The 13,577-nt window shown below is 50.7% G+C and carries 13 protein-coding genes; 1 reads left to right on the top strand and 12 read right to left on the bottom strand.

The features are described from left to right. Nucleotides 1-15 precede the first annotated feature (15 nt). From narI to M4I36_RS14530, 9 genes are all read right to left on the bottom strand, one after another. A complete protein-coding gene (gene narI, locus M4I36_RS14490; protein WP_258112464.1) occupies nucleotides 16-720 on the bottom strand; it encodes a respiratory nitrate reductase subunit gamma in 705 nt (234 codons plus the stop codon). Nucleotides 721-782: 62 nt separating this feature from the next. Continuing rightward, nucleotides 783-1,481, bottom strand: coding sequence for a nitrate reductase molybdenum cofactor assembly chaperone (gene narJ / locus M4I36_RS14495; RefSeq protein WP_258112465.1), 699 nt, complete (start codon nucleotides 1,479-1,481; stop codon nucleotides 783-785). Next, a complete protein-coding gene (gene narH, locus M4I36_RS14500; protein ID WP_258112466.1) occupies nucleotides 1,481-2,965 on the bottom strand; it encodes a nitrate reductase subunit beta in 1,485 nt (494 codons plus the stop codon). The genes narJ and narH overlap by 1 nt, the downstream gene beginning before the upstream one ends. Further along, entirely contained in the window at nucleotides 2,955-6,635 is a 3,681-nt protein-coding gene (locus tag M4I36_RS14505; protein ID WP_258112467.1) for a nitrate reductase subunit alpha, read from the bottom strand. Before M4I36_RS14505 ends, narH begins: the two co-directional genes overlap by 11 nt. Nucleotides 6,636-6,647: 12 nt before the next feature. After that, a complete protein-coding gene (locus M4I36_RS14510) occupies nucleotides 6,648-6,905 on the bottom strand; it encodes a hypothetical protein (protein WP_258112468.1) in 258 nt (85 codons plus the stop codon). 37 nt (nucleotides 6,906-6,942) lie between these two features. Continuing rightward, a complete protein-coding gene (locus tag M4I36_RS14515; RefSeq protein WP_258112469.1) occupies nucleotides 6,943-7,254 on the bottom strand; it encodes a hypothetical protein in 312 nt (103 codons plus the stop codon). Nucleotide 7,255: 1 nt separating this feature from the next. Then, nucleotides 7,256-7,708 (bottom strand): hypothetical protein, encoded by a 453-nt coding sequence (locus M4I36_RS14520; protein ID WP_258112470.1) that lies wholly within the window; start codon nucleotides 7,706-7,708, stop codon nucleotides 7,256-7,258. A 32-nt stretch (nucleotides 7,709-7,740) separates the two neighbouring features. Next, nucleotides 7,741-8,778 (bottom strand): tellurite resistance/C4-dicarboxylate transporter family protein, encoded by a 1,038-nt coding sequence (locus M4I36_RS14525; protein ID WP_258112471.1) that lies wholly within the window; start codon nucleotides 8,776-8,778, stop codon nucleotides 7,741-7,743. Between the two features lie 238 nt (nucleotides 8,779-9,016). Next, a complete protein-coding gene (locus tag M4I36_RS14530; RefSeq protein WP_258112472.1) occupies nucleotides 9,017-9,340 on the bottom strand; it encodes a cupin domain-containing protein in 324 nt (107 codons plus the stop codon). 279 nt (nucleotides 9,341-9,619) lie between these two features. Here M4I36_RS14530 and M4I36_RS14535 point away from each other — a divergent pair, with 279 nt between their 5' ends. Further along, entirely contained in the window at nucleotides 9,620-10,735 is a 1,116-nt protein-coding gene (locus M4I36_RS14535; protein ID WP_258112473.1) for a two-component system sensor histidine kinase NtrB, read from the top strand. On the opposite strand, the gene M4I36_RS14540 is transcribed toward M4I36_RS14535, so the two are convergent. The 3 genes from M4I36_RS14540 to M4I36_RS14550 form a co-directional block, all read right to left on the bottom strand. Continuing rightward, a complete protein-coding gene (locus M4I36_RS14540; protein WP_258112474.1) occupies nucleotides 10,699-11,394 on the bottom strand; it encodes a response regulator in 696 nt (231 codons plus the stop codon). The genes M4I36_RS14535 and M4I36_RS14540 overlap by 37 nt on opposite strands. A gap of 130 nt (nucleotides 11,395-11,524) precedes the next feature. Further along, the gene (locus M4I36_RS14545) at nucleotides 11,525-11,953 is read right to left on the bottom strand and encodes a universal stress protein (protein ID WP_258112475.1); all 429 of its coding nucleotides are present in this window, start codon (nucleotides 11,951-11,953) and stop codon (nucleotides 11,525-11,527) included. 317 nt (nucleotides 11,954-12,270) lie between these two features. Further along, on the bottom strand, nucleotides 12,271-13,488 hold the full coding sequence (locus tag M4I36_RS14550) for an NAD(P)/FAD-dependent oxidoreductase (RefSeq protein ID WP_258112476.1): 1,218 nt from the start codon (nucleotides 13,486-13,488) through the stop codon (nucleotides 12,271-12,273). Nucleotides 13,489-13,577: the final 89 nt, after the last annotated feature.

Genomic DNA, 13,577 nt, shown 5'->3' on the forward strand with positions numbered 1-13,577 from the left:
TCCCGCGTCATCAAGTTAACTGCGCTCTCTTGGTGGGCGATGTGCATAGCGAACACGGGACCGATACTGCATAGGTGCCCTTGTGATATAGATGATGGGTGCACTGTACATATGTATCAACCGCGTAAACGGCGCTACTCCAAACAGGACGAACGACGCGATGATGTGGATTTGCAGTAACAAAGGAACATGAACCATCAGTTCAATTTTCGGTTGCAATGTAAACAGACTACGCACCCACGGACCGACCGTCGTTCGATATTCGTAGGGACCATTGACGGTGTCCCAAATGGTCGTCATGGCCTCCCCTAAAGCAATCACAATCCAAAGCAACGCATCCGCGAGAAAGTCCGACGGACTGGAGTTCCTACGCACGCGGGCGTTAAAAATCCTCCGCAGCAAAAGAATCGTCATCCCGATTAAGGTAACCAAACCGAAGAATCCACCAAAGAGTTCCGCGTTCGTGTGGTACATCGTATTCGATACACCAAGCCATTGGTATACTTGAATCGGGATTAGCAATCCCATAATGTGACCAATAACCACAAAGAGTAGTCCCCAGTGAAACAGCATACTACCAATCCGCAACCAACGTCGTTCTAACAACTCACTGGATTTGGATGTCCAACTCATCGGGTGATACGCATAGCGGTACATCGACCCAAACACAATCGAACCTAAACAGATGTACGGAAAAACCCCCCACCACAGCATTGCCATCGAGAAAACCTCCTTTGTTGAAAACTTTTACAGATACGCACCGCAACGTGGTCCCTCTCGTCTCAGGTACGACTGCGACTGTCAGATTCATAGTGAAGAGGATACGGCATGTCCGCTGCTGCATCGTCTTCGCCGCCGGACCGACTATCAAAATCGGCCGATGGCTCCGCCCGCGCTAAAATCGTCTCATCGGCTGGCACTAAGACGGTTCGCAGTGCGGAAAAGATGAATTCATAGACGCCGTCTCCTGCCAGCCGTTGTTCCATCAGGCGGCAAAGATTAGAAATGCGCTGTTCCAACGCAAGTACTGTTTGGGTTTGCCGAGAAGCCTCGACCATACCTAAAAACTCCAAGAGTTGCGGCAAATAATCGGATAATTGCTCCTCCGCAGGCATCCATCCCGCCGCGCGAAAAGTCTGAGCCAATTCCAGAAGAGCAGGACCGCGCTGGCGCCCGTCGCCGTATTCGTGCGCAGTTAAATGCAAAGTGGTCTCTTGCGACAAATCAAACACTGACACATAGTGCTCTTCCAAATCGACAGGAGATAAACCAAGCATCGCGCCCATAGCACGGGCCAATGGACTGTCCATTGGCATCCCGACTTCCTCCAGAGCATCGTAACTGTCTCGCAACTGACGAAAAAAATCTGTTTCGCCCGGGTAGGAGAGCATACGCGCTGCGGAAAAAAGTGTGATCGTCCGCGGCGATAATGGGATTTTTCGCCCATCTTCGTACAGCGTGCGTTCCGTCTGCTCGCTCATCAGCTGTCCCACCCGATCAATGCACCAGGTCCCTCCGGCGGCGCCAATTCCTCGATGCTACACGCGCCTTGCTGATACGGCAACATATTGTCCATTTCACGCTGTCCTGTCGGAATGACAAAACGCTCATTGTACTTTGCTACACCAAACAGCCGGGCCATGCGCTCAAGTTCGCTTGCGGTCAAGCCACTCGCTTGGAGTAAGGCATTCTCTGTCATCCCACCCACAGTCTTGTTGCGCATATGCATGCGCATGGCCGTCAGGCGAAGCAATACCCCGCGAATCACTTCCACATCTCCTGCCGTCAAAATCGATGCCAAGTACTCCATTGGAATACGCATATCAGAAATAGCGGCGAGATATCCTTGGTCCGTCAGGTGTTCCTCGTTACTCAGTTGATTCATAATGGGACTTAGCGGAGGCACATACCAAACCATAGGGAGAGTTCTGAATTCCGGATGTAAGGGAAGAGCAACTTTGTATTCTACCGCCATCTGATAAACGGGAGACTGCTGGGCAGCATCCAACCAGGCATCATTGATACCCTGTTCTCGAGCACATTTGATGACCTCTGGGTCAAACGGATCGAGAAATAAATCCAATTGCGCTTTGTAGAGATTATCGGTTTGCGGTTCCGAGGCCGCTGCTCGTACCCGGTCAGCATCATAGAGCAGCACACCTAAATACCGAATTCTCCCGACGCATGTTTCAGAACAGATGGTCGGCAGTCCGGCCTCTATTCGCGGATAACAAAAGGTACATTTTTCCGCTTTATGCGTGTTCCAGTTGAAATACACTTTTTTGTAGGGACACGAACTTACACAGAAACGCCACCCCCTGCACGCCTCCTGATCGACTAAAACAATACCGTCTTCATCTCGCTTATACAGGGCACCCGACGGACACGCGGCCACACAGGCTGGATTCAGACAATGCTCGCAAATGCGTGGCAAGTACATCATAAACGTCTGCTCATACTCAAACGCCACGTGACTTTGAACGTTTCTAAAATTAGGATCCGTCGGGGCAATCTGTTTTCCTCCAGCGAGATCGTCGTCCCAATTAGGGCCCCACACAGGATTGTCCATATTTTTCCCAGTCAAGCTTGATTTCGGTCGGGCCACAGGCTGATGCTTGCGGTGGGGACTCTCCAGAAGATTTCCGTAGTCATATGTCCATGGTTCGTAATAGTCGTCAATCACTGGCATTTCTGCTGGACCGAAAATGTTCGACAGGCGCTTTGCAGCGCCGCCTGTTTTGAGCATCAAACGCCCATTTTTGAGCACAAACCCTCCTTGATACTTGTCTTGATCCTCCCATAATTTCGGATAACCTGGGCCTGGCCTGGTTTCGACGTTGTTAAACCACATGTATTCGGCCCCAGGACGACTCGTCCACGTATTCTTACACGTGACACTGCAGGTGTGACAGCCAATGCACTTGTCGAGATTCATTACCATGGCAATTTGTGCTTTAATCTTCAAGCCAACGCACCTCCTTGAGCGGTCGAATCACTGCCATAACATCTCTTTGGTGCCCAGTTGGCCCATAATAATTGAAGCCAAAGGACAGTTGGGCATAACCCCCTATCATGTGCGTAGGCTTCGGAATGATTCTCGTCACACTGTTGTGTGTTCCGCCTCTGTCTTTTGTTATCTGCGTTCCCGGAACTCCGACTGTGCGGTCTTGCGCGTGATACATCATTGAAATACCTTCCGGAATCCGATACGACACAACCGCACGAGCGGCAATGACACCATTGCGGTTGTACACTTCCACCCAGTCGTTATCGCGCACACCAATTTTTTCAGCATCTTGCTCTGACATCCAGATGGTCTGACCGCCACGAAATAAGCTCAACATGCGCGGAGTATCCGCATACGTTGAATGAATTCCCCACTTTTGATGCGGCGTCAGATATCGTACGGTGACCGTCTTTCCCTCCATTGGCACACCCTCATCCGAGCGAAACGGAGTGAGTTCAAGAGGTGGGCGATAGACTGGCAAGGACTCGCCAAATTCCAACATCATTTCATGTTCCAAATAAAAAGTCTGACGGCCTGTCAACGTTCTCCAGGGAATCTTGTATTCCACGTTCGAGGTAAACGGCGAATAGCGTCTGTCTGCACCCTCCAGTCCGCTCCATACAGGAGTCGCCAAAGTAAATTGAGGCTGGGCACTGATGGTCTGGAGCGTTTGCGCAATGGACCGATGATGATCCGCTATTTCTGACAAATGGAGTCCTGTCGTTTTCTCCAACGCTGTCCACTCTTCATGGGCTCTCTCTCCGTTGGTCGCACCCGATAAAGTGAGAATGGCCTCAACCACATTTTTATCCATTTCCAGTGTAGGACGTCCGTTTCCAATTCCCTCTTCGGAATACGTGCCTACTCTTTGAATCAGTTCCTGATATGCAGATTTTCCAGGAATCGTAATCCCCTTCGTTGTCAACGCAGACTCCGCCAAGGGTCCAAGAGTCACAAACTGCTCGTACAAATGTGGATAGTCCCGCTTCACAATCGCAAAATTCGGCATCGTCAGCCCCGGTTTGGGTGGACATTCACCTCGCCGCCAGTCTTTGACTTTCCCATACGGCTGAGCGATTTCTCCCTTCGCATCGTGTCCGAGCGGAGACATCACTAAGTCTTCTTGCAAAGGTAGATATTCTTTCGCCAAGCATGTAAAGGTTTCCGCGAGCTTCCGAAAAGCAGCCCAGTCGCTGCGCGTCTCCCAAGGAGGAGAGATGGCCGGATTAAATGGGTGTACGTAAGGATGCATGTCCGTAGTCGATACGTCGTATTTCTCATACCACGTGGCGGCGGGTAAAATGACGTCTGAGTATAGCGCGGTCGAGGTCATGCGAAAGTCGACATCCACGAGCAAGTCGAGCTTTCCAATGGGCGCATCTTCCGGGACATCGATAGTTTCCGGCTTCCAGGACGACTTTTCATTGGCCAACACATGTCCGTCACTACCGACCATGTGTTTAATAAAGTACTCGTGACCCTTCCCACTGGAACCTAGTAAATTCGAGCGCCAGACAAAAAATACTCGAGGGAAATTTTGTGGATGATCCGGCGCGTCAACGGCAAACTGTATCTCGCCGCTCGCCAAGCCGTCAGCTACTCTCTGCACAACTTCCGCATCCGTTTTTGCACCGGCCGCACGAGCCTCTTGGACAACCCTCAAAGGATTTTGGCGCAATTGCGGATAAGAAGGCTGCCAACCCAGTCGAACAGACAGTGCGGCCATATCCGCTGGATGCATGCTTTGAAAGCGCGAAGAAAACGGTGTGCCAATTGACTCGGCGTGGAGTTCCTCGTAGCGAAACTGGTCGGACACAAAATAGAAGAACAGCGTTCCTTGCATTTGACGCGGAGGCTTAACCCAGTCGAGACCAAACGCGACCGTAGACCACCCCTCCATCGGCCGTACTTTTTCTTGTCCGACATAGTGCGCCCATCCACCTCCGTTCACCCCTTCACATCCGGTCAGAAGAACTAAATTGATGATGCTTCGATAGATGAGGTCACTATGGTACCAATGGTTTGTCCCCGCCCCAAGAGCAATCATGGACTTACCTCGTGTCAACTCCGCATTTTCCGCAAATTCTCTTGCAACGCGAATTGCATCCTCACGGCGAACGCCTGTAATGGCTTCTTGCCAAGCCGGTGTGCACGGCATCGGATCATCATAATTCGCAGGATATTCGCCAGCTAGTCCCCGTCCAACGCCACACTGCCCTAGGAGCAAGTCAAAAACCGTCGTGACAACCACAGTTTCGCCATGATTCAGCCGTAGTCGCTTGCAGGGAACATGGCGTCGCATCAACTGAGCCTGTCGATGGCCGTCCAAAAAATGAGGAAATTCGACGGGTACTGTATCTTCAGCGCCTTCGAGCAAGCTGAGTACCGGACGGATGGTGCTTCCTGCCGCATCCTCTAAATTCAAATTCCATTGACCCGATTCATCCCATCGATAACCGATGCTTCCAATTGGAACGGCCGGACTGTTGCGAAGCTCGTCCCAAACTACGGGTTTCCACTCGGCGTTCGATTCCACAGAACCCAGGTCGCTTGCTCGCAGTAGGCGGTCTGGCCGGAACGTGCCATCCGATTCTTGAAGCGTGACCAAAAACGGTAAATCAGTGTAACGCTGTACGTAGTCCAAAAAATACGGGGTCGATTTGTCGACATAAAATTCCTTCAAGATGACGTGTGTCATGGCCATGGCCAGCGCAGCATCGGTACCCGCTTTCGCTGGTAACCACTGATCTGCAAACTTAATGTACTCTGAATAATCCGGGCTGACGCCAATCACTTTCGTTCCGTTGTAGCGTGCTTCCACCATGAAATGAGCGTCGGGAGTCCGTGTCATCGGTAAATTCGTACCCCAAATAATAAAATACTTGGCATTGTACCAATCGCCACTTTCCGGAACATCCGTTTGTTCACCCCAAATTTGCGGAGATGCAGGTGGCAAGTCAGCGTACCAGTCATAGAAGCTCAGAACGGACCCGCCTATCAACGACAAATAGCGCGATCCCCCCGCATAACTCACTTGGGACATGGCGGGAATCGGACTAAATCCCGCAATTCGGTCTGGTCCATATTCTAAAATGGTGTAAATGTTGGATGCCGCAATGATTTCGCTCACTTCATCCCAGCTTGCGCGCAAGAGACCCCCCTTACCACGGCTGCGCACATACTGAGCACGTTTGTCCGAGTCCGTCACAATGCGCCGCCAAGCCTCAACCGGATGGCTTGTCTCGCGCTCTTTTCGCCAAAGAGACAACAGTTCTTTGCGAACATATGGGTACTTCACGCGCATCGGACTATATGTATACCACGAAAAGCTGGCTCCGCGCGGACATCCACGCGGCTCATATTCTGGGAAGTCATGTCCGAGGGACGGATAGTCAATCTGCTGCGTCTCCCACGTGATAATGCCGTCCTTGACGTAAATTTGCCAACTACAGGACCCAGTGCAGTTCACTCCATGCGTCGAACGGACAATCCTGTCATGCTGCCAACGCTCTCGATACATAGATTCCCAATTTCGAGACCGTCGGCTCAGTTCGGTCCAACCGTCATTGATTCGAGGACCTCTGCGTAAGTACCAAATGCGTTTCCAGTATGGGATTTGTTCTGTCAATGTCTGCTCCCCCTATTCCTGTCGCAATGGATTGAACTCTTGACCAACAAGTCGAAACGCTCCGTCTCCGGCAGCTAGTTCCGCCAAGAAAACACTCGCCTTGGGTGCATTAGCCGCGACAAGAATGAGTCGCTGTAAAACCTCCGGCTTGCGAATTGCCTCTATTTTCTCCATGACCTCCGAAGGAATAGGGCCAAACTTCATTTCCAACAGCGCAATCAAATCAGCGAGATCGACCATCAGCATTGAGTTCACAACATGCTCGTCCAAATGCCCTCTCCCCTCTTCCTCTCGTCTGAATCGGCTCTCAGAATTTTTGTTTCATCCCCTTCCGATAATCCTTGACTAAGCGATCCTTCACATCCAAAACGGTTTTGTCCAGGTACTCATGGAACGCAGGCGGTAAAAAACCTGTCTCGACCATTTCCCACTCACCATGCTCGAACGCATAGTCTGCATGATATGTAAAGTCACCGCCATAGGACATGACCAGAATGTGACCCCCTCGCTCATCGACGACTTGTCCGTCAACGTCATACGGGTTCAATCCATGAGCCGATAATTTATCCATGACTTGTTGATACAAGGCGGGACTTGCAAAGCGGAGCGGTTTATCCATATCACCTCTCCTTTGCCAGAATGTCGGCAAGCGGCAGACCCGATTGAAACAAAAACTTCTCTTCATCTCGTCCGTGAATGGCGTTTATCAGCAACATCGCTTCAAATCGCTCCACCACGCCATCCGACCATCCGTGTGTAGCCAAAATACCTTCAATTTCTGTTACCAGAGTGCGCATTAAATCGTGATCTCTCGTGAGTTGGGCGATTCTCCTCGCCACGCGCGATTCGGCTCGTTCGATTTCTTGATACAAACCTTCCTCCTCCGAATCCGCATGACGGAGAGTACGCGTTTCCCAATGTTCCAAGAGCACGGACGCAAGATGCAGCGCTTCATCCACCTGCCCTTCATGTGCCTTTTTGCGGAGAATACGCGTCCACTGCTCAGCTTCATCGAACGCCGCTTGGTGAATAGCGTGGTGCGCATCAAACTGAGCCAAACCTTTTCCCGACATATCGCAGTACTCCTTCCATACATCTGGCGTCCTTATTTGGCCTCTTGGGACCGCACTTTCAAAACATCGTGAGCAAACCAGTCGACCAGCACCAAACACCAACAAACTAACGCAAGAATATAGAAGTATTTCACAGCATAATGCAGGAAGTGAAGTCCTGGGAAACTGCTCATCAGTGCCAATGCCGCCGAGTACATGCCTAGTGGGAAGATGATACTCCATAAACTAGGGTCGAACGGTTCAATCCGTTTGTACATTCGATATTTCCAAATGCCCATAATGACCAAGAGGGGAATCCACCAAGTTCCCCATGTCCACATGGTGACTGTAAAAGCAACCACAAAGGGATGGACTGCGGCCAGAAACTTTGTTGCAGCACCTGGATTCGCGAGCCGCACACCCGCAACTGTCGTAATCGCCATAGCCCCCATATTAATCCAATACGGAGGACTAAGGTCTGCAGGATGAACCGCTTTGAAGAAAAACCGATACATGATAATCACGATGAAAATGAGGTATAGCAAGATGCCAAACGACCAGAACGCATAGGCGACAAACAACAGGGCTTCACTCATAAAGTGCAGATGAACCGCCAAAATCGCTGCAACGATGGAGAGCGACTCTGTTCCCACGGTCGCAATCAGCCACGCGCCATTAACGGACTCGTGAACCGCCCGCTCGTTGTGAAAGACAAGCATCGCGAAGATAAAGTACAAGAGTCCGCACCAAACGAGAAAAGCGATACAGCCCAAAATCAAGACGGGCCAAAGATATCCTGAAAGACCTAGGCGCGTTGCCAAGATGTCGGTTCCGGCAACAAATGTAAAGTAGCCAAAGACACGCAATGGATTAAACATATCCGCCTTGACTTGCGCAGGAAAACGGAAAATTCGGGTTATGTAGAGGACAATCAGCCACAAGTAAAATACGCTCGCAATGATAAACAACGCGTCAGACAAATCGGTCCAATGAACCAAAAATCCAACGACAGAGAGAATGCCAGTGGCCATGACCAAAGCAAAATATCCAGGATAGAGGTTACTCAAACTCCAAGTAGCCGACTTGTCCAATACGGTGCCTCCTCTTCATAGAATATTTGTGGGACACTAAGAGAGCGGCCTTCACAGTCATGAACACCCTCTCATCTTACCAATTTAAGGATTGCATAGCTGTGATATATGTCACACCTCCAGCTTTGGAAGGCACATCCCAAAGCGTTCCCTTGAAGCTCAATACTATGAGAACATATCAGTTGCTGTTGATGGTGATGTATCACAGATGATACTGCGGATAGGACATATCGGCTGTTTACTCGACCGGTGGCGCACTATCGGCTTGGCTGACGACCAAAAGTACGATGCTCTTTTCCAGGGCATCCAGCGCATGAATTTCTTCAGGTTCCATCAAAACCATCTCCAACTCTTTGAGTTCCATACTCTTGTCTCCAGCTTCCAAGCGAATGCGGCCACTAAGTAAAATGACGGCTACAGGGGCATGAGCATGATGCTTCGGCAACGAAGCACCTGGAAGCAAAGAGAGTTGAACAAACTTTGTCTGTACGTGCCCTCTCTTCTCGCGCTCTAAAATACTTTCCACTTTGGCATGGCGAAATTGCAAAGAATATTTTTCCATATTCATCATCCTTTCCTCATACAGGTACATTCAAAGTAGGAACGACCAACAAGCCACAACAGCGCAAGTCTCTACGATGACAGGACAGAGCAAAATGCCATTCTGTCATGATTATGCCAAGATGAGAGGTATCGCGATGTGATCAAACTCACACCCATGAGACTCATTTTTTGTCATCTTGTTAGCAAGGCCGTGTAGCAATCAGCCATAAAGTCTGCTACGTTAAGACCATCGTGTCTTCCCAAGTCTTGAAACACCAGTCAGGAGGCGATTTGGCCCATGATGGATGATGTCTTGCTGAAACTCGGGCAAAATGTTTCCCATTTGATGGAGGTCAACCGAGCCATTGATGAAGCCATCATTTTGGCTATCACCAACCAACAAGGCATGATTACCTTTGCCAACAAAAAATTCTGTGACATCTCCCAATACAGCCAACAAGAACTCATTGGGCAGAATCATCGGATCGTCAATTCTGGATTTCATCCACCGGAGTTTTTCAAAGACCTCTGGCGCACCATCGGTCAAGGGCGAATCTGGAAAGGCGAAATCCGAAATCGGGCAAAAAATGGCGACTTGTACTGGGTTGACACCACCATCGTTCCCTGCCTCGACGAGAAGGGAAAACCGTATCAATATATTGCTTTTCGTGTCGACATCACGGCGAGAAAGCACGTGGAAGAGCAGATGCGTCGCCTTGACCAACTGCAGATTGCTGGACAAATCTCCGCCAGCATTGCGCATGAGATACGAAACCCGCTTGCGGCCATCCAGTGGACTTTGCTCTCGTTGTCCAACGATGCTGCCGACCGCGAACATCAACTGTCTCTGGTTCAGGCGGAATTGACTAGAATTGATGCCATCTTGACGGAATTTCTCACCCTGTCGAAAAAGAGAGAGTCTGTCTTCTTCGAAATTGACTTGCCAGACTTAGTTTGCTGCAAGACGGTCGACATCGTTGCGGCGCAAGCCCGGCAGCAAGGGATTACTCTCGACGTCGAGGTGCATTCGGTCTCCGGAAAGGTCTGGGGCGATGAACACCAACTTCGTCAGGTCTTTCTCAATCTCATGAAGAATGCCTTGGAGTCGATGGAAGTCGGTGGACGGCTGACCGTTCGAGCAGAGCAAACTCACGACTCTTCCAACCGCCCGTGCATCTCCATTGCGATAGCGGACAGTGGATGCGGTATGACGGCTTGGCAACTCTCGAATTTAGAGCGGGCCTTTTTCACGACCAAACCGGATGGAACTGGTTTAGGACTCACCGTATGCCACCAGATTCTGCATTCCCACCAAGGTGCCTTAAACTTTCGCAGTCAAGTCGGAGAAGGGACCACTGCTACGGTCACCCTTCCGCTTTACGAATCTTCTGAGGGGACAGGCGGCAATGTGTAGCCTTCCCGCACCGCGTAGGCTGCGGCCTGTACTCGATTAGCCAGATGCAATTTCTCCAAAATATTTCTAACGTGATTGCGGACGGTATTTTCGCTAATAAACAGTGCCTTTGCGATGTGCTGGTTGGATGCTCCTATGCTCAGTTGGCGCAATACATCCTGCTCTCGTTGTGTCAAAGGTTCGATGCTCTCCGGAGAATGGACTTTTCGCTGGGGCGCTAGCTCCGTCAAGATGCGCAGCGCCAATTGTTCCGGAATAACAGGCTCTTTTCGATAGACGCGTTGAATGCTCTCTAAGACGTGGTCCGGACTGGAGGTCTTCAACACATACCCCAACGCACCCGCTTGAATCGCATCAAACAGAGATTCCTCTGTGTCGGAGGCCGTTAACATAAGTATTCCTATTTCAGGGAATTCTCGGTGAATGACTTTGGTTGCTGTTAATCCGTCCCATACCGGCATGTGAATATCCATGAGGACGACATCCAGATTCCTTGCCGAGTTGCAGTGTTCAAACGCTTGTTGTCCGTTAGCCACATCTCCAACAACGTCAATCCAAGGCACCCGGGTCAGGATGGCTTTCACGCCTTGACGAAACAATTCATGGTCATCGGCAAGGAGAACACGAATGCGCGTCTCGCCCATTTTTTCGTCTGGCACCCTGCCCACCTCCTTTGGTTCCGCCTACCCTGGTCCACGCGAACGATGCAGCACCAGAGACCACACCACAGGCATCCCGGGCTGTCTGAAGGGTAGTGGTAGCGCGTCCCATGACAAACTCCTACAACGACTATTTCACAACCAAAACAGACATCTTAGCACGATGCATCACGCCATGGCTGACACTACCGAGCAATAGTCCATCCACTGTGCCTCGACCATGGCTTCCCACCACTAACAAATCCGCGTGGGTTTGCTCTCCAACTTCACATATCTTGTGTGCTGGCGAGCCAATCGCACGCTCGGTTCGGAACGTTACTCGATTGGGGAAGTCGTCTAACAGCGGCTTGACTGCTTCTTTCACTTCCTGGACGACTGCCGTTTCGGCATCCCACAAAAGTTGTGGTTGAATGTTGCTGCTCATCACCATCGCCGACTCGGTTATCACATGCAACACGGTCACTTCAACTTCCGGCCATGCAGACAAGATGCTTACTACGGCTTCCTGTGCTTTTTTGGAACTGGCCGATCCGTCCGAAGCAAACAACACCTTCTTCACGTCTATCCACTCCTTCATTTGATTCGCCGCAATGCCCCATGACAGGGGGTGGCGGCGAAGTCCCCGCAGCTAACATCCCCATCCGATTCTAGAATAGCCCCTCTGTCTTCATCGCGACAGGTCCGAAAGGACTATCTTGCATGGGCTCGGAAGACACATTTTGGACGCAATTTCCTGTTTCATACAAGATAGACCGTACAACTCCAAGTCTAACCTTTTCAATTCACACAGCATCTTCCCGCAGAATAAGTCGCCTCATGTCTTTTGGCCCCCGCCACCTTTGCAACGACCGAACAGCAAGAGAGGCCACAGAGAGTTTACGCCAAGCGCTGTAAGTAGACATTGAGCAAACGCTGGGCAATGTCTGGTGGCATCTTCCCTTTAAGATGAAGGAGATAATCGTCGAAAGCTTTCTTCATGAAGCTGGATACTGCTCCATAATACGCAATGTCCATATTTCCTCCATACAGCGTATTCGAACGAATGAGCATCGCCCTGTGGTTTCCCATGTTCATAATGCAAAAAATCTCTGGGTCAAAGTCATGAATGGCCCCTCGTCCGGTCAATTCCCGGTGCAGGAGACTGGCCACCAAGGCACCCTGTTCTACCGCTAAATGGCCCAACTTCGGCACCGTCCGAGAGGCTCCATCGCCAATCGCATAGATATCTGGATAATCCAGATGGCGAAATTGTTCGTCCGTGGGTGCAAACCCCGCTTCGTCGCCAAGATGACTTTCCGCGACAACCTCTGGACCGCGATACGCAGGGATGAGAATCGACAGTGCCGAAGGAATTTCTGTCCCGTCCGCAAACACCACTTTGTCCGCTTCCAGATGATCGATGATTTTCTTGGTCTCGATACCAATTTGATGCTGCTCGGTGAACTCCCCAAACGCTTCATGCACCTTGTCTCCGACATCCTCAAAAAAGACATCGGCTGGACTGAAGCAATGAATGCGGGACTTTTCCCGAAGACCGCGTCTTTGCAGATACGCATCCACCATAAACGCAATTTCCCCAACAGGTCCCTCACATGCCGCTTTTAAAAACGGAACATCCGGAGTACGCGTGCCTTGAGTCATAGGTGCAGAACCAATCACAAGGTCTCCACCCGAGAATTCTTCTAAAGCCTGAAAGAGGCGTGGCGCGAGAACATCCGTGCAGACCGAATGCCCGAAGTCGGAAAAGCCCGGAATGGCACGAAAGTCTTTCTGTGCGCCCAAGGCGAGAACGAGGGTGTCGTAGAAAATTTTTGTGCCGTCTTCCAAAACGACCGACTTGTCCTCCGGGTCAATCCGCTGCACCCGACTGCAAAGGAATGTGCCATGCGCTTCAATCACCGGACGCACTGCAAAAGTCACATCCTGAATGCCCTTCTCCCCCATGGCTACTTCTGGCAGCGACGGCTTCAACAAAAAGGTCTCTCGCTCGTCAATGACCGTTAACTGTACCTGCTCTTTTTTCGCCCACGGAACGATGTGATGAAAAACGGTCATTCCACCAAAGCCAGCTCCCAAAATCACGACTCTATACACACAATGTCCTCCCCTAGTAGAGTGCACTCCGAAGCAACCACGCTTCCGACAGTCTGGAACCACTCTCTGTAATCACAGTCTAACAACAC

Origin of the sequence: Alicyclobacillus sp. SP_1 (genome assembly GCF_024706985.1) — a bacterium.
Classification (GTDB): Bacteria; Bacillota; Bacilli; order Alicyclobacillales; family Alicyclobacillaceae; genus Alicyclobacillus_I.